Annotated in this window: 16 protein-coding genes and 1 tRNA gene; 9 read left to right on the top strand and 8 right to left on the bottom strand. The window is 46.0% G+C overall.

Annotated elements, in window-relative coordinates; genetic code table 11:
* Positions 1-405: 405 nt before the first annotated feature.
* On the top strand, positions 406-1,425 hold the full coding sequence (locus Q0241_RS04620) for an NAD(P)/FAD-dependent oxidoreductase (RefSeq protein ID WP_299373841.1): 1,020 nt from the start codon (positions 406-408) through the stop codon (positions 1,423-1,425).
* Positions 1,426-1,520: 95 nt separating this feature from the next.
* Here the strand turns inward: Q0241_RS04620 and Q0241_RS04615 are convergent, their stop codons facing one another.
* Entirely contained in the window at positions 1,521-1,739 is a 219-nt protein-coding gene (locus Q0241_RS04615) for a cold-shock protein (RefSeq protein WP_299373844.1), read from the bottom strand.
* Between the two features lie 406 nt (positions 1,740-2,145).
* Here Q0241_RS04615 and Q0241_RS04610 point away from each other — a divergent pair, with 406 nt between their 5' ends.
* The 3 genes from Q0241_RS04610 (at position 2,146) to Q0241_RS04600 (ending at position 4,380) form a co-directional block, all read left to right on the top strand.
* Positions 2,146-2,928 (top strand): DUF2470 domain-containing protein, encoded by a 783-nt coding sequence (locus tag Q0241_RS04610; RefSeq protein WP_299373838.1) that lies wholly within the window; start codon positions 2,146-2,148, stop codon positions 2,926-2,928.
* A 107-nt stretch (positions 2,929-3,035) separates the two neighbouring features.
* Positions 3,036-3,476: a hypothetical protein gene (locus Q0241_RS04605; RefSeq protein WP_299373835.1), complete on the top strand. Its 441-nt coding sequence runs from the start codon at positions 3,036-3,038 to the stop codon at positions 3,474-3,476.
* Positions 3,477-3,591: 115 nt separating this feature from the next.
* Entirely contained in the window at positions 3,592-4,380 is a 789-nt protein-coding gene (locus Q0241_RS04600) for an HAD-IIA family hydrolase (RefSeq protein WP_299373832.1), read from the top strand.
* A 58-nt stretch (positions 4,381-4,438) separates the two neighbouring features.
* Here Q0241_RS04600 and polA read toward each other — a convergent pair whose 3' ends face one another.
* Positions 4,439-7,219, bottom strand: a complete 2,781-nt coding sequence (gene polA, locus Q0241_RS04595; protein WP_299373829.1) for a DNA polymerase I — start codon at positions 7,217-7,219, stop codon at positions 4,439-4,441.
* 235 nt (positions 7,220-7,454) lie between these two features.
* On the opposite strand from polA, the gene Q0241_RS04590 reads away from it, so the two are divergent.
* Positions 7,455-8,777 (top strand): molybdopterin-dependent oxidoreductase, encoded by a 1,323-nt coding sequence (locus tag Q0241_RS04590; protein ID WP_299373826.1) that lies wholly within the window; start codon positions 7,455-7,457, stop codon positions 8,775-8,777.
* Positions 8,778-8,895: 118 nt separating this feature from the next.
* Positions 8,896-9,240, top strand: a complete 345-nt coding sequence (locus Q0241_RS04585; protein WP_299373823.1) for a hypothetical protein — start codon at positions 8,896-8,898, stop codon at positions 9,238-9,240.
* 123 nt (positions 9,241-9,363) lie between these two features.
* Here the strand turns inward: Q0241_RS04585 and Q0241_RS04580 are convergent, their stop codons facing one another.
* The 5 genes from Q0241_RS04580 to Q0241_RS04560 form a co-directional block, all read right to left on the bottom strand.
* The gene (locus tag Q0241_RS04580) at positions 9,364-10,185 is read right to left on the bottom strand and encodes a hypothetical protein (RefSeq protein ID WP_299373820.1); all 822 of its coding nucleotides are present in this window, start codon (positions 10,183-10,185) and stop codon (positions 9,364-9,366) included.
* An 18-nt stretch (positions 10,186-10,203) separates the two neighbouring features.
* Positions 10,204-10,734, bottom strand: coding sequence for an RNA polymerase sigma factor (locus Q0241_RS04575; protein ID WP_299373817.1), 531 nt, complete (start codon positions 10,732-10,734; stop codon positions 10,204-10,206).
* Positions 10,735-10,840: 106 nt separating this feature from the next.
* Positions 10,841-11,662: a DUF4344 domain-containing metallopeptidase gene (locus tag Q0241_RS04570; RefSeq protein ID WP_299373814.1), complete on the bottom strand. Its 822-nt coding sequence runs from the start codon at positions 11,660-11,662 to the stop codon at positions 10,841-10,843.
* Between the two features lie 148 nt (positions 11,663-11,810).
* Positions 11,811-12,524: a hypothetical protein gene (locus Q0241_RS04565; protein WP_299373810.1), complete on the bottom strand. Its 714-nt coding sequence runs from the start codon at positions 12,522-12,524 to the stop codon at positions 11,811-11,813.
* 17 nt (positions 12,525-12,541) lie between these two features.
* Complete coding sequence (locus Q0241_RS04560; RefSeq protein ID WP_046505944.1) at positions 12,542-12,721, bottom strand: zinc-finger domain-containing protein; 180 nt, start codon at positions 12,719-12,721, stop codon at positions 12,542-12,544.
* 262 nt (positions 12,722-12,983) lie between these two features.
* Here Q0241_RS04560 and Q0241_RS04555 point away from each other — a divergent pair, with 262 nt between their 5' ends.
* Positions 12,984-14,033: an ABC transporter ATP-binding protein gene (locus Q0241_RS04555; protein WP_299373805.1), complete on the top strand. Its 1,050-nt coding sequence runs from the start codon at positions 12,984-12,986 to the stop codon at positions 14,031-14,033.
* A 259-nt stretch (positions 14,034-14,292) separates the two neighbouring features.
* The gene (locus tag Q0241_RS04550; protein ID WP_299373802.1) at positions 14,293-15,393 is read left to right on the top strand and encodes an alpha/beta hydrolase; all 1,101 of its coding nucleotides are present in this window, start codon (positions 14,293-14,295) and stop codon (positions 15,391-15,393) included.
* 17 nt (positions 15,394-15,410) lie between these two features.
* Here the strand turns inward: Q0241_RS04550 and Q0241_RS04545 are convergent, their stop codons facing one another.
* Positions 15,411-16,025 (bottom strand): septation protein A, encoded by a 615-nt coding sequence (locus tag Q0241_RS04545; protein WP_299373799.1) that lies wholly within the window; start codon positions 16,023-16,025, stop codon positions 15,411-15,413.
* A 453-nt stretch (positions 16,026-16,478) separates the two neighbouring features.
* On the opposite strand from Q0241_RS04545, the gene Q0241_RS04540 reads away from it, so the two are divergent.
* Positions 16,479-16,555: transfer RNA gene (locus tag Q0241_RS04540), tRNA-Arg, on the top strand.

Raw genomic sequence — 16,555 nt, 5'->3', positions numbered from 1 at the left:
ATAGATACCGACGTTAAAATATTTCTGTCGTCATCTACCAGTACAATGTTGCCTTCCATGCCATTCCTCATTTCAAGTTCAGGGGCCGGGCCTTTATCCGGGGCAGCACCCTTATTTCGCTTAAGCGAATCAAATAGTAAGTATCCTGTCACATTAAGCAATGTGGCGCGTGACTATGGCAGCATTTTGTTCCTGAATGGGCACTTATGGGAAGATAATTTTTAAATTTTGGGCAAAATAATCACGATCCCTGTAAAAAACAGTGATCGCTTTGAGTCTTCTTTTGAAAGAAAAAACATTGCTTTGCCGTTTTTCTACTATTGAATCACCCTAAAGCTTAAATACAATACGCCCTTTATAGAGTTATTCTAAATGCCTCTTATGGCGATCATGAGGATTATCTGTGTGAGTCAAAACATCCAGAAAACTGACGTTGTTATTATCGGTGCAGGACCAACCGGTCTTTTTTCTGTGTTCCAATGCGGTATGCTTGGTATGAAGGCTCACGTGATAGACGCTTTGGAAGCAACAGGCGGACAATGCACAGCTCTCTACCCTGAGAAACCAATCTATGACATTCCCGGTTTTCCGACCGTCGCAGCAGCGGAACTTATCGAGCACCTAGAACAACAGGCCGCACCATTTGATCCAGTGTATCATTTAGATCAGCAGGTTTGTGGCTTGGCACGACAGGACGATGAAACATGGCGTGTTACAACCTCCAAAGACACAGTTATTGACTGTAAGGCTGTGATTATCGCAGCTGGTGCAGGTGCTTTTGGCCCCAACCGTCCTCCTCTTGATGGCCTTGAAGACTTTGAAGGCAAGTCTGTGTTTTATCTGGTAAAACGCCGCGAGGATTTCAGAGACAAAACAGTCGTTATTGCAGGCGGGGGCGATAGTGCTGTGGATTGGGCCATGTCCCTACCACAGGTGGCCAAAAAAGTTTATGTCGTCCACAGACGTGACAAATTCAGAGCAGCCCCAGAGTCTGTTGCCAGAATGCGTGCGCTGGCAGAAACCGATAAGGTAGAAATGATTGTTCCCTACCAGCTTCACGGGTTGGAAGGAACAGACGGCAAACTCTCATCCGTCATCGTCAAGGATCTACAGGGTAATGAACGCGCTTTGGAAGCCGATATCCTGTTACCATTTTACGGGTTGGCCACAAACCTTGGCCCCATTGCAGACTGGGGGTTCGAATTGGAACGCAGCCATATTCTTGTCAATCCAGCGACTTGTGAAACCAAACAATCAGGTATCTACGCTATCGGCGATATCGCAACTTACGAGAACAAACTAAAGCTAATCCTTTGTGGTTTCTCCGAAGCAGCCATGGCGGCACATGCCATTCACCCAAGAGTATTTCCTGATCAAGAACTACATTTCCAATATTCAACGTCACAAGGCGTTCCCGGAGAATAAAAATTCGTTCAGTTATTTCAGCGCTTAACACTTGAAAGCAAGGCACTGAGCCATGCCCTGCTTTTCGATATTACCCGACCAGTCCTATTCAGGCGCTAGCCCACAGGCTGTAACAGCCTGATATTGTCAGCAGCCAGACGCCCTTTTCTGCTTTCAACCAACTCATATTCTACCTGCTGCCCCTCAACCAGGCCTGCCAATCCAGATTTCTGCACCGCGGCAAAATGTACAAATACATCTTCTCCCCCCAATTGCGGTGTGATGAAACCATATCCTTTTTGGCTATTAAACCAACGGACAATCCCTTGTTGTATCAAGATTAACTCCTTAAAAAATAAGCGGTACACCCCAGAGGTGCACCGCTTATTGTAGCTTTTCCAAACCAGTATCCCTTAATACTGGCAATCGTTAACAAATATGCCGGGACTTCTTTAACAAGCAATCAATTTTATAAAAATCAAACCGCTAAAAAATTAATACCCGCATTTCCTCGAATGATAGTTTCAATTATGGTTAATATCAATAATAGGTTGTCATTTAATACCACAATTTTTGTTTTTCATTAATATTCCAAAACATTACATTATGTTTTAGCAAATATTTTCTTGTTCTCAGAATTGCCACTTGAACAAAGACAATCTGCGCAATTTACTTTTTTGTATTTAAATTCAATGCTGTGATCATATCAGCTACACAAAATTTAGTTCAGGCACCTCATAAATGAAAAAAATAAAACCCAATCCTAATTCAAGCGAAATAGAAAAAGCACGAAACCTTATGCGTTGGGCAAGCAAAGCCTATATCGCAACTGAGCTTTGCTCGAACACAAAGCCAACAGATGCCCCCGGTGGTAAAGCGACAACAGTCAAAGATTCACATCCCTATGCCTCGCTCTCCCTTGTTGCGCTAGATCACAATGCGACACCTTACATGATGCTGTCCGATCTGGCGGACCACAGCCAAAACATGGCACAGAATCCAAAGACCGGCATGTTATTTGATGGCACAGCAGGATACAGAGACCCTCTGGCCGGTGGGCGCGTTACCCTGATCGGAACAATGCAAAAAGTTGACGATGACCGCATGTTGCAACGATTTTTAACCCGTCATCCGGCCTCAAAACTCTATGCAGGCTTTAAGGACTTCAGCCTCTATCGGTACGATATTCAGGAAGCCCACCTCATTGGCGGGTTTGCAAAAGCAATCTGGGTATCTGCAAAAGACTTTAGGTTGGATTGCACGAAATCTCAGGAACTTATTGAGGCAGAAACTTCAATTATAGATCATATGAACAGTGATCATTCAGACGCAATTAGTGTGATCGCAGAGAAAACTTTGCAGCTAGAACCAAGCAAGTGGCGAATGTGTGGTATAGATCCTGAAGGATGGGACCTACACAACGGGCACATCCATGCAAGGTGTTCATTTGACCAACTCGTTACGAATGCATCGGAAGCCAGAAATGCACTTGTTAGCCAAACCAAACAGGCAAGGGCATCCTAATAACGCCTCGTTGCCAGAAATGTTACTAGTACTTGATCAAAAGAAAAGTCATATGCTCTTCACGGAACAAAGATCTATTGTCCAGACAGACTAGGGGAACAGAATAAATGACCATGATCAAAAAAATACTACCTTATTTGCTTGCGATTTTTATCGCTTATGTATTTTTAAGGTATCTACCCTTTAAATTTGCCAAGGGTAGTCATCTCTTTCAGGTTCTCGAAGATTGGAGCGGGCTTGCGTGGTTTGAGCCCCATGGCCGCTATTTAACAGGCGGTGCAGAATTGCTTGCCTGTATTCTGCTTTTCATCCCACGGTTACAATCACTTGGCGGCTTGCTTTCGCTGGCTCTGATGAGTGGTGCCATTTTCTTCCACGTTTTCACTCCATTGGGTATTGACCCTTATAACGATGGCGGAAAGCTTTTCACACAAGCAGTCGGCGTCTGGTTCTCCGGCCTCATCATCATTTATTTGCGTCGGGATGAATTTGTACCCCTCTTGAAACATCTGGGAACCGATCCCAAGTTTACTAAAGCAGATATGTGATTCGATCTCCAAAATTGACCACATAACCATACCAAAGCCCAACCGACAGGTTGGGCTTTTTTATTGGCCATAAAATCTGTTACTAAGCACAACTTATTTCAACAGGACTTTGTTAATGCATAATATCTCGGCCCTTTTATTTGATCTTGATGGCACTGTTTATCGGGGAACAAATGCCATTCCAGGCGCAAGTGATTTCATTGCCACGTTAAAAGAACGCAATATTCCATTTCTGTTTGTGACCAATCGCGGAAATCGCCACCCCTCTGCGGTTGCAGATCAACTTGTATCTATGGGAATTCCCTGCACAGAAGATGATGTCCTGACCTCAGCGCAAGCCGTTGCCATGGGACTGGCACCTGGAACAAAAGTCTATTGCGTCGGGGAAGAACCACTGAAATCAACCCTAACAGAAGCCGGCATGGTCATCGTAGAGAATACGGCAGATCATGAAGCCGATGCCGTTGTTGTTAGTTATGACCGCGGCGTCAACTATGAAAAATTAAGCAACGCCTTACGCTTTATTGATAAGGGTGCCCGCTTCATCGCAACAAATACAGATCGTTTGATCACAGTCGAAGACGGCATATTGCCCGAAGCAGGACCATTGGTTGCCGCAGTTCAAGCCGCCACAAACAAAGAGCCTGAAATCTTTGGGAAGCCTGAAAAGCCAATCATGGATGCGGCCTTGAAACGCATCGGAAAACCCGCTGATCAATGTGCCATTATCGGAGATAACTTATTCACAGATATTCTTGCCGGGCACAAGGCAGGTATGAAATCAATCCTGATATTGACAGGTGTAGCCAATCGCAAAGATGGTGAACATGCAGAATACAAACCAACATGGATTGCTGAAGACTATAAAGACCTCGCCGACATCCTGTTTGAACAATCAAGTTGAAGATAAAAAAAGCCGGGCAAAAACCCGGCTCTCTTATTTCTCGCTCAACATGTGGCTTCTAGTGAGCTTCGCCCCAACTGCGTCCGACACCCGCATCCGCAGTAAGCGGAATTGAGAGCTTCAGCACGGGATCACAAGCATTTTCCATAACAGAACGAACGACTTCTGATGTTGCCTCAACTTCTGCTTCGGGAACCTCAAAGATCAATTCATCGTGCACCTGAAGCAGCATTTTAGCACTTAGATCGGCATGATTCAGCGCAGCTGGCATCCTGATCATTGCCCGCTTGATGATATCAGCTGCCGTCCCCTGAATTGGTGCGTTAATCGCAGCCCGCTCGCCAAAGTTCTTTCGCATCGGATTTTTCTCATTGATCGACGGCAAATGAATGTGACGACCAAAAAGCGTTTTCACAAAACCATGTTTGTGCGCAAATTCTTTGGTTTCTTCCATATAACGTTTGATTCCCGGGAACCGCCCGAAATAAGCATCAATATAATCTTTGGCATCTTTTCGAGAAATTCCTAAACTCGCGGCCAGGCCAAAAGCGGACTGTCCATAAATAATGCCAAAGTTAATCGCCTTTGCCTGTCGACGGATCATCGGGTCCATACCTTCAATCGGCGTATCAAAAACCTGATGTGCTGTAATGGCGTGAATATCCTGGCCCTCAATAAAGGCCTGACGCAAAGCATCTTCTTCCGCAATTTCAGCGACCAGACGCAGTTCGACCTGCGAATAGTCCACAGAGAGAAGTTTATAGCCATCTTCAGCGATAAAGGCATCTCTGATCTTTCGACCTTCTTCTGTACGAACAGGGATGTTTTGCAGGTTTGGATCAGATGAGGACAACCGCCCGGTTGATGCTACAGCCTGCGCATAGGATGTGTGGACACGCCCTGTCTTGCTGTTGATTTGGTCCTGCAAAGCGTCTGTATAGGTGCTTTTCAGCTTGGAAAGCTGACGCCACTCCAGAACCTTAGTGGGCAAAGTGTGACCTTCGGCAGCAAGACCCTCTAGAATATCAGCACCGGTACTATAGGACCCGCTCTTGCCTTTTTTACCACCCGGTAATCCAAGCTTATCGAACAGAATTTCCCCCAGTTGTTTGGGTGACCCAATGGTGAAAGGCTCACCCGCCACTTCATGGATCTCGGACTGCAAGTCGACAAGACGTTGGGCAAAATTATTGGAAAGACGATGTAGGAAAGGGCGATCCGCCTTAATTCCGCGTTGCTCCATGTCCGACAGCACCTTTACCAGCGGTCGCTCAATCGTCTCATAGACAGTTGTCATTTTTTCAGGGACAAGACGCGGCTTCAAAGCGGCATGAAGACGGTAAGTAATTAAGGCATCTTCCGCAGCATAATCCAACGCTTTATCCAACGGCACCTTATCGAAAGTAACCTGAGACTTTCCAGTTCCGGCAACTTCTTTAAACTTAATTGTCGTGTGATCCAGATGTAACTCAGCAAGCTCGTCCATGCCGTGCCCGTGCATTCCGCCCTCAAGCACATAAGATAGCAGCATCGTATCATCTACGGGTGAGACAGAGATCCCGTTTTGGGCAAGGATTACCATGTCATATTTGATATTCTGCCCAATTTTGAGAACTGATGGATCTTCCAATAACGGCTTCAAAAGCTCAATGGCGCGCTCTTTCGGAATTTGTTTTGGACGATCTGCGGATCCACCCAACAAATCAAGTCCACCATCCCCACTCTCGGAAACCGCAATATGATCCAAAGGAATATAACAGGCTTTGTTTCCGCCCGTAGACAAACTTACACCAACAAGGTTGGCGCTCATCGCATTCAGTGACGTCGTTTCCGTATCAACCGCAACGGCTCCCTTTAGCTTGGCATCAGCAATCCAACGTATAAGTGCGGCTTCATCTTGCACCAATTCATATTCGGGATCACCACCTTCAGATGCAGCTTCATTCGTCACCTCCATCGGGGCATCCCCCAGTCGTTTTGACATTCTCGCCAGAAGAGACCTGAAAGCATTCACCTCTAAGAAGGGCCGAAGCACTTCTGCCACTGGTTCCCGTGTCGCAAATCCTTCCAATGGGATTTCGACAGGCACATCCTGTTTGAGGGTCACCAGCTGTTTGCTGATACGCGCCATCTCTGCATTATCTTGCAGCTTTTCCCGGCGTTTTGGCTGTTTAATCTCACCCGCACGCGCTAGCAAACTTTCCAGATCTCCGTACTCTGTGATCAACTGCGCAGCAGTTTTGATACCAATGCCTGGCACCCCGGGGACATTATCAACGGAATCGCCCGCTAAAGCCTGTACATCGACAACCTTGTCCGGTTGAACACCAAACTTTTCAAAAACTTCATCCGGCCCAATGATTTTATTCTTCATCGGATCCATCATCGAGATACCGGGTTCAACCAACTGCATCAAATCTTTATCTGATGACACGATGGTTACATCAATGCCTTTTTCCTTGGCTTGACGTGCATAGGTTGCGATCAAATCATCCGCTTCAAAGCCTGGCATTTCCACCTGTGGCAAGTTCAACGCGTCCGTTGCTTCTCTGATAAGCGCGAATTGAGGAATTAGATCTTCAGGAGCTTCTGGCCTATGAGATTTATACTCTTCATAGATATCCATCCGGAAACTCGACCGTCCCGCATCAAAGATGACAGCAATACCGTCAGCCTCCATATCGTCGCGCAGTTTGAGCAACATATTGGTAAATCCGAAAACAGCATTAACGGGTGTTCCGTCAGGGCGTGTCATCGGTGGAATGCCAAAGAAAGCTCGGAAAATATATCCGGAACCATCGACGAGGTAGAGGTGCTTGAAAGGTACGTTATCAGTCATGCTGCACAGAATGCCCAAGCGGCTCGGTTAAGTCGAGCAGGAATGACAGAAATATACCTTGAAATCATAAAAATATGCCCTGATGAAATGTCGGAGCAAGATGCTTGAAAATTTTACCCGATTAAATTAGTCAATTTTTTTCATCCCATATGGAATAAAACCAAAACCCGAGACGTTACCTCCATAGTTGCAAAGAGAATAAAAACAAACAACTCACTACGTACACGGGGAATATATGACTGAAAAATTATTAAAAAAATCTACTAAAAGCTCTGGAATTCCAAAGCTTTTTGACCTCTATTCATCTGACCCAACTGCGGCTGATTATAAAATTTTCGGGCGCGTTCCCGATCAAAACCGTCGCGGTTTTCTGAAAGGCGCAGGTCTCGCCACCATGGGAGCCATGCTTGGGGCATCTATTCCTTTCAGCAAAAACATGCCATCCGGGTTGATCCCGGTTGCTCTTGCTGAGACGGGCGGCGTTATCGAAGGAAAAGACGGGCTAACACTTCTCAATGATCGCCCCCTTAATGCGGAAACACCACCACACCTTCTGGATGATCCAATTACCCCAGTAAACCGTCACTTTATTCGCAACAATGGCATACCACCCGAAGAAGTTGATCCCGAGACATGGACCTTGACCATTGATGGTCTCGTCGACAAACCCATGAAACTCACGATCGCTGATCTGAAAAGCAAATTCGAAGTTGTCACCAAAGCACTCGTCATCGAGTGCGGCGGAAATGGCCGTGCTTATTTTAATCCCCCGGCAAAAGGCAACCAATGGACTCTCGGGGCCGTCGCTTGTTCTCAATGGACAGGTGTGCGCTTGAAAGATGTTCTGGAAGCTGCTGGCGTTCAAAGCAGTGTGGTCTATACAGCCCATGAAGGCGCCGATGGCCACCTTTCCGGTGATCCTGAAAAGCTGCCTATTTCTCGCGGTGTGCCCATCGCCAAAGCAATGGACCCCAATATTCTTATTGCTTTCGAACAAAACGGTGAACCAATTCATCCCATGAACGGGGCGCCTTTACGTCTTGTTGTGCCGGGCTGGCCGGGATCTTGTTCGCAGAAATGGCTAACACGTATTTGGCTACGCGATCAGGTTCACGATGGCCCCAAAATGACTGGCACGGCCTATCGTGTTCCTAATCACCCGGTTTCTCCTGGCGAAAAAGTGGATAAAAAAGACTTTGGGATTATCGAGCGTATGCCGGTTAAATCCCTGATTACCTTCCCACAGTCAGGTTTAGAGACCACGGACAAAAACATTACAGTTCGCGGTCACGCATGGTCCGGTGATAGGGATATCAGCTCCCTAAAAATCTCGGTTGATTTTGGAGCAACTTGGCTGGACGCAAAACTGGATAAAGCAGTAAACACAGGTGCTTGGCAAAGTTGGTCTGCAGCTGTCACTTTGCCGGAAAAGGGCTATTACGAAATCTGGGCTAAAGCCACAGATTCTGAAGGAGAAAGCCAACCACATGCGATTGACTGGAACCCCAAAGGGTATCTGAACAACACAATGCATCGTATCGCAATCAGGGTTTCCTAATCCTTCCGCTTTCTTTTCCTTTGCACCTTGGCGGTCAATTTTTCACCGCCAAGGTGGTTCGTGCTATCGTCATGAACATTCAATCTGTGGATATTTTTACCCTATGGATAACTATAAGATGACAAAAACATCACTGCGTCGTGGTGCTGTAATAGCTTCCCTATTGGTATCAGCGCTCTTTGCCTTTAGCGCGCCGAGCCTTGGACAAGACTCCGACGAAGACGAGTTTGAAGGACTTGTGGCTGGCCCCGGACAAGAAGAAGTGTTGATTTACTGTTCTGCCTGTCACTCAACCAGAATTGTCCAACAACAAGGTCTGTCTCGGGATCAGTGGATCGAAACACTGGAATGGATGGTGGAAGATCAAGGCATGAGTGAAATCGACGAACCAGATCTTACGCTAATTCTCGATTATCTGGCCAAGAACTACAACGTTGATCGTCCTAACTTCCCGACAAACTAAAGTGTAGAGCCGCACTTCAAATAGAGGAAAAAGCTAAAAAAGAAGCCGGGCAGATTTTTGCCCGGCTTCTTTTCGACTACTCGCCCTTCTGATTTGTACGTTTTCTTTTAACCGAGAAATAACTTACACACAGGGATTAGACTGCGCATAGGCCTGTACCATAGCGTATTGCGCTTCGTCAGAAGAAGGTAAGTTTCTCTCACCCTGAAGTTTCAGATAAGTTGCAATAGAGTCAAACCGCTTCTGCTCCATGCCTGTTGCCAAGAGAGCAAAACGAAAACGTTCTCCTGTCCAGAAATCAGAAATTAGGTTCTTCGCCTGAGAAAGGTCTGAAAACGGGACGTGATTCTCGCCACTATCCTTCTTTGGGTCATTTTGAACTGGCGTTACCAACAGAGAAACCCGGCATCCTCGTAGCCCGCGATAGTGCATAACGATTGCATCATCACGACCAAAGGTATCAATAGATAAGTCCACCAGGTAAAGCTTGCTGCCGGTAAGGTTCGGTGCTTGTAACGAGCCAGAGACCGCAGCTGCGATCAACGGTTTATATTCAAGCTCTGAGACAACAAAACTTTGATCGGAAAGTTCTGTGTGCAAATCCAGCGCCCACCGATCAAAATCGGGAGACGAAAAATATCCCACAGGAGATACTATCATAAATAATGCAATCACAGCAGCAAGGACCGAGAATCCTCCTGCTATTTTCCTATACCCAATTACTTTCTTTTCGCCGGACCGTGATTCATCTTGATCTTTCAGAACACTACCAGCCAAAGCATTCTTTAAGACTCTCAGCCGCGAAATTTCAGAGGCAACTTTCGGATCGGTTCCTGCACAGGTTTTTACCCACACCTCTTGGGACGGAGATAATTCACCATCGATAAAAGCATTCAATGTTTCCCAATCCGGGCTTTCCCCAATGGGATGATCCTTATTGGGCATAACTAACTGTACTCATGATTAACGATATTTATGTGGGAATTTAACAATCTTTTCTTCCGCTTCTTCTTCCAGTCTTGCCAACAACGCTTGTCTTCCTCGACTGATCCTACTCATAACCGTGCCCTGCGAAATATTCAGTAACTCGGCCACTTCCTTGTAACGTAATCCCAAAATATCTACCAAAGCCAAAACTTCTCTATGATCCGCAGAGAGTTCTTCGTAAGCATTTCTGATAGCGAGAGTATCTTCCGGGTCAAGTACCTGATCATTGACCTCACTTACCCAACGTTTTTCCTGCGTGAAATATTCCCTACGCACCGTCTTTTTTCTTTGTTCATCAAAGAAAAAATTCCGAAGTACACGAAACAACCAGGGCCGCAGCTCATCTGCCGACTTCAAACAGGGACCCGATTGTAAGGCACGCGCAATCGCTTCTTGTACCAGATCATCGGCCTGATCCCGATCACCACATAGAGCGGTGGCATAGGCCTTTAAATCCGGAATCAGCTTTTCTATACGTCTGCGACTACCGAAGAATGAGCGAAGCAAGGTTTTTCCTGACAAAAATCATCTTGAGTTTAGACCGTAAATGTCTTCTCTGATGTGTTTTATATACAAAGGAAGCTACAATAATAATCAGGCTAGGTCCAAATTCTTATCCGTTCTCTTCCGCAAGCCGATCATAGATATGGCTGTATTGTGCGATCTGTTCATCACAGAGAATAATTTCAAAATTATTCGGGTCCCAAAAAGCATTAGCTTGACCACAAGACATCAAACGTAAGGTAATTTTACGGGGCAGATAAAAATTTCCTTCAACGAAGCTTTCAAATTCGTCAAGAATACCATGTACGTGTAGCCATTCGCGATAACCTTTGTACCGCGGGTCTGGCTTATCTTCTATAATCACAACCCTGTCTGTGCGAATGCGATCCCCCAGCCAGTGAGATGACAACATACTGTTCCACTCGTCGGTTTTCTCTTTGTATTCACCGACACATTCGGACGTAACTAAATCGGACACGTCAAAATCTTTAGGTAAATCCACATAGACAGCCGGATCTGATCCATAAACCATACACAGGTGTTGCAAAAAACGTTCTGAATCCAGAGAGTGCTCTCGCCCCTCACTGCTGCCAAAGTTTTCATCTTCGCTCATGGTCAACCAATAAAGCGCTGTAGAGAAAAGATAGTTATCAAGTTGAGTTTCCCGTTCTTCTCTCAAATTTCCTTGATTAAGTTCTTCGGTCAGAGCAATGATTGAAAAATGATCTACCGCATCTTCTTCGTTTTCAGTTAACCGTAAATTGTACATAGACACAAAGGCGTGCCCTGCCTCGTGATAGAGGGTCAGCAGAATATTTCCGGCAATAAACTCCTGTGCGGTTAGTTTGTCGGCGTCTTGCGCCTGTATCTGAGCATGTGGAAAAAGAACACAACCAAGAGACACAGCAAAAAGAACGCCAAGCCTAAACATAAAATTTCCCGAGCTATGAACGATTTTACAAACCTGCTCAATAAAAGCCTTTATACACCACCACATAAGCTTCATCTTTTTCGATATCTCACCAAAAATCCTGTGTGCCAAAAGCATAAACCAACTTTCTAAAACGAAAAAATCCGCTCTATTTATGAACTACGATTTTGTCATTAACTGCATACAGAAAACATGGCTGACCATTAGATTTAACTTCACAATAGCGGATCACTCTATCTTTTAAGTCTTTGTGCGGTGCTGCCTCTTTAGAATAAGCAAAAGAATTTGCACCATTATTGCTTACCGCATAAACAAATGTCAGTTCAGGGTTTTTGATACTGATTCTACTTTGATAAACATCAAAGGATTTTTTTTGACCTTCCGTTAGCTTTCCATTGAAATTTACGACCCGTTCTTCAACTTTGGCCTTATCGTCTATTTGATGACCACTTCTATCCCATACAACCTTCCCCCCAATATCATAAACTTTACAAACGATACCTTCAGGATTCAAGAAACCTCCCGCCTTGTTTACACATGCCCCATTGGCATAATATTTTAGCTTATTAGCCTTGCGACGACAGTCCCCATGATCACAATTAACACCATACCAACTGGATGTTCCATCCGTGGAAACAGAAAAAATCACGGGTTCGTTTTCTAAATATTTTTGATAAGCAACTTTAATTTCTGGACTTAGTTCTATTGGACCAGAACCCATCAAATTAAGCTGTCTTTTATTACAGCCGGAAAGAGTAATAACTATCCCGACAATAATTATGGCTATACGGAACATTATCCCCCACTTTATTCTTTGCAGAAAATAAAAGCTCCACACCCAAGGCATGGAGCTTTTAAACATATCATAACCAGCAAGTTTTAGTGACCGCTTCCGCCGCCAGCACCCTCTTTCAGGATAAAACGCTTGCTGCAATAAGGGCAGGTAATTTCATTTTTCCCGTTCATGTTAAGATAAACGAGCGGATGTCCCTCGGGACCACTGCCGCCATCACAGGCAACAACGTTGGTTTCTACCTCTTGCGTTTCAGTAACGGCCATAACTCTATTCCTGACTTCACCCCTTGTTTTTCGAACCGAATAGCAAATTTTCCTTGCGATCTTCAGTCCACTTTTCCATGGGGGACTTTATTATTGAGACAATAGTCACTATGTAATGATGCTGAAATTCTTTTACCGTCCATAAAGGAAAGTTTCCAGCCTCTTTTTCCAACGGCTACCTTTTCGCCACCGGACAACAATTTAAACCATTCTAAACCTTTTAAGGTAAACAGCCTTTTAAGGCGGATAGATAGTACATATTATGCCTGACGATCATAGTTACGCCCAGACAACAAACTTCGCTGCAGAGTCTGAATTTTCAGACTCTGCAGATACAGGCTCAGAACATAAGGACACATCCGGCATGCCCACTTACGCCGTTGAACTAGAAGGTCTAACCAAGGTCTATCAGGCCGCCGGAAACGCCGCAGAAAAACGCGCCCTGAGTTCTGTTGATCTCAAAATTCCACGCGGCAGTATCTTTGGCCTTTTAGGGCCAAACGGCGCAGGAAAATCGACCCTGATTAATATACTCGCTGGTCTCGTCAATAAAACCAGTGGCTCTGCCAAAATCTGGGGCCATGATATTGTGGACGAAATGCGCCCTGCACGTATGTCCATTGGTGTCGTGCCACAGGAACTCAACTTTGACCCCTTCTTCACGCCCTTGGAGCTGCTGGAGCTTCAGGCCGGTCTTTATGGCGTTCCCAAAAGTGAGCGCCGCAGTGAAGAAATACTGGAAGTGATGGGCCTGAGCGACAAGGCAAAAACCTATACCCGTAGCCTGTCCGGTGGGATGAAACGCCGCTTGATGGTTGGCAAAGCCATGGTACACAGCCCACCTGTACTGGTTCTTGATGAGCCAACAGCAGGTGTCGATATCGAACTTCGCCAACAGCTTTGGGCCTATGTGCGCGAACTCAATAAACGTGGCACCACCATTCTGCTAACCACCCACTATTTGGAAGAAGCCGAAGAACTTTGCGATGAAATCGCCATCATTAACCACGGACAAGTCATTGCCTGTGATACAACCCAAGCCCTACTTGCACGTATCGAAAGCAAAACGCTAACCCTTACCCTCGGCGAAGATCTAGATAGCTTACCTAGCAGCTTTACCGCTTTCCACGTTGAGCAAAAATCTGCACGCGAGCTCACCTTTACCTACAAATCAGATGACGGACAACTCGCAGAGATCCTCAAAGCCGCCAATACCGCCGGTCTTTCCATTCTGGATCTAACAACAGATCAGGGCGATCTAGAAGATATCTTCCTGCAACTGACACGTGGGGCACACAACGCCACTGCCTAATGTAATTTCACAAGTAACATAAGTTTAAGAGGGGGAAGGTTCTCTTCCCCCCAAATCTGTTTTTCCCTTAGATTTCTCAATTATCAGAACTGATTTCTCGCCTTTATCGTTAAGGAAGAAACCGCCACGTCCGTGCATATTACCCTTTATCAGACTGGCAATTTATGACCATTAAAGTTAGCTTTTACTCAAGGCGTGAAATGAGATGTCTGATTGACCGACACGAACGCAAAAACAACGACGAGGGAAGCTAAGTTTAGTGGCTATAAAGTTGAGAATGTTCGGTAAGGATAGAGTTTCATATAACAGGCTTTTGCACCCGATACTCTTGGGTTTGTTGCTTATAACCTCACTTGCCGCCTGCACCCCGCGCCTCGGTCCTGCTGGTGAGCTTACACAGGCAGCAAAACTGACCAACGATCATCTGATTACCGACGACGGCCTACAGCTTCCTTTGCGAAGCTGGCTGCCCGAGAAAAAGCCCTCTGCAATCATTCTCGGCCTGCACGGCTTCAATGACTATTCCAATGCCTTTGATGGCCCCGGCACCTTTTGGAAAGACGCCGGTATCGCCACCTATGCCTATGATCAACGTGGCTTTGGTGCCGCCCCTCATCCCGGCTTGTGGGGCGGGCATAAACGCATGACATCAGATTTGCGTACCGCCGCCAAGCTCTTGCGTCAGCGTCATCCCGATACGCCTCTTTATGTTCTCGGCATTAGCATGGGCGGTGCAGTCGCCATGGCTGCTTTGGAAGAACAAAACACATCAGAACAAAGCGATTCAGTTACCCTCACCAAGTTAGATATCGACGGCGTTATCCTCTCGGCACCCGCTGTATGGGCCAGAAAAACTATGCCGTGGTATCAACGCGCATCCTTATGGCTGGTCGCCCATACCACACCATGGGCAAGCTTTACCGGCAGCGGATTGAAAATACAGGCATCGGATAACATTCCGATGCTGATCGACCTTGGCAAAGATCCCCTTGTGATCAAAAGCACTAGGATTGATAGCGTCTATGGCCTGACCGATTTGATGGATGCCGCCTATGGTTCGCCCGACAGCCTGACCCTTCCTGCGCTTTTGCTCTATGGCGAAAAGGATGAAGTCGTACCCTGGCACCCGACGCGCGATGTTTGGAAACGATTACCTAATGGTATTGCTGGCCCTCAAAAGGCTGCCCTCTACCTGGAAGGATGGCACATGTTATTGCGGGATTTACAGGCTGAAACTGTTCTTGCCGATATTGCAAACTGGGTAAAAGACCGGGTAATGCCTTTGCCGTCGGGCGCCGACCTTAACGCCCAACAAAAACTGGATCAGAAAGACCTCAGACAGGAAGCAAAGACGAATTAAGCTACAAAGCGAGACGTTTACGCTTCGTCTTCATCAGGCAAATGATATCTGCGGATGACCGGATACTGGCTAAAGATAAAGAGCACCATCAACCCCATTGATCCCAGAACCTTGAAGTTCACCCAAAAATCATTGGATTGAGTGCGCCAGACAATCTCGTTCAACACCGCCATACCAAGAAAATAGAAACCGAAACGGATGGTTAGAATACGCCAGCCTTCATCAGTCATGTTCCATGCCTTTTGCATCAAAGGCTTGATCAAGGGACGCTTGAAAATGAAAAGGCCACCAAAAAGGATTAGGGCAAAGACCGTCTGAATAATGGTTGGCTTCATCTTGATGAAGGTTTCATCGTTCAGGTACACCGTCAGCCCACCAAAAACCATCACCACCACAGCGGTAATCAGGGGAACCTTTGGAATTTTGCCATCGTAATACAGCGAAAAGGCAATCCCGATCACGGTCGTGATCATCAGGCCAACAGTCGCGGCAATCAACTGTGTTGTATTCTGGAGAAGCTCATGCGGGAAGGCAGCGACAATACGATCAAAACCATAATAGATCCCCATAAAGATCAGAATTGGACCATATTCAATTGCAGGTCCCATCCAGCTTGGTTTTTGACGCGCCATTCCTAACTCCCTTTTGGTTCCAATTTACCGCCATCCCAGCGACACCAGAACATCAAACCAGCGATAAAATACCACCTATCAGGTGCAGCCACTTTATCACATTCAAAAAACTGTCGCCCAACAAGCCACAAAGGACAGGTCAAACACAAGAAAAAAGCGCTAACGCATCGCGTTCAGCTTATTATCAAAGCAATATAGGAAAGGTATCGGAAATTCCAAGGCCTCTATAGAGGCGGTTATAATAGAGACGGACAACATTCTAACTTTATGCGCCCCCTATACGTATTGAGATAGATTAGGACTAAAAAGCGAAAGACAAACAGAAACAAAGCACCCAGAGATAATTTCACAAGCCCATCAAATTTATCACCCGCAACAAAGGTAACAGCCATTTTGCCCCTTTACCTCGTCCATAGCTTGCAGTAATGTCCGCCCTATTGGCCCTATGCTTAAGCACCCGTAGCTCAGCTGGATAGAGTGTCGCCCTCCGAAGGCGAAGGTCACAGGTTCGAATCCTGTCGGGTGCGCCA

The organism is uncultured Kiloniella sp. (genome assembly GCF_937128705.1).
Lineage (GTDB): Bacteria > Pseudomonadota > Alphaproteobacteria > Kiloniellales > Kiloniellaceae > Kiloniella.
Note: the sequence above shows the minus strand (reverse complement) of the source record. Positions and strands in the feature narration are given on the sequence as shown.

Excerpts from the sequence above, each read along its gene's own strand:
- Q0241_RS04590 (WP_299373826.1), top strand. The coding sequence starts at position 7,455 with ATGACTGAAAAATTATTAAAAAAATCTACTAAAAGCTCTGGAATTCCA.
- Q0241_RS04605 (WP_299373835.1), top strand. The coding sequence starts at position 3,036 with ATGACCATGATCAAAAAAATACTACCTTATTTGCTTGCGATTTTTATC.
- Q0241_RS04565 (WP_299373810.1), bottom strand. The coding sequence starts at position 12,524 with ATGTTTAAAAGCTCCATGCCTTGGGTGTGGAGCTTTTATTTTCTGCAA.
- Q0241_RS04610 (WP_299373838.1), top strand. The coding sequence starts at position 2,146 with ATGAAAAAAATAAAACCCAATCCTAATTCAAGCGAAATAGAAAAAGCA.
- Q0241_RS04560 (WP_046505944.1), bottom strand. The coding sequence starts at position 12,721 with ATGGCCGTTACTGAAACGCAAGAGGTAGAAACCAACGTTGTTGCCTGT.
- Q0241_RS04580 (WP_299373820.1), bottom strand. The coding sequence starts at position 10,185 with ATGCCCAATAAGGATCATCCCATTGGGGAAAGCCCGGATTGGGAAACA.
- polA (WP_299373829.1), bottom strand. The coding sequence starts at position 7,219 with ATGACTGATAACGTACCTTTCAAGCACCTCTACCTCGTCGATGGTTCC.
- Q0241_RS04555 (WP_299373805.1), top strand. The coding sequence starts at position 12,984 with ATGCCTGACGATCATAGTTACGCCCAGACAACAAACTTCGCTGCAGAG.
- Q0241_RS04600 (WP_299373832.1), top strand. The coding sequence starts at position 3,592 with ATGCATAATATCTCGGCCCTTTTATTTGATCTTGATGGCACTGTTTAT.
- Q0241_RS04570 (WP_299373814.1), bottom strand. The coding sequence starts at position 11,662 with ATGTTTAGGCTTGGCGTTCTTTTTGCTGTGTCTCTTGGTTGTGTTCTT.
- Q0241_RS04545 (WP_299373799.1), bottom strand. The coding sequence starts at position 16,025 with ATGGCGCGTCAAAAACCAAGCTGGATGGGACCTGCAATTGAATATGGT.
- Q0241_RS04585 (WP_299373823.1), top strand. The coding sequence starts at position 8,896 with ATGACAAAAACATCACTGCGTCGTGGTGCTGTAATAGCTTCCCTATTG.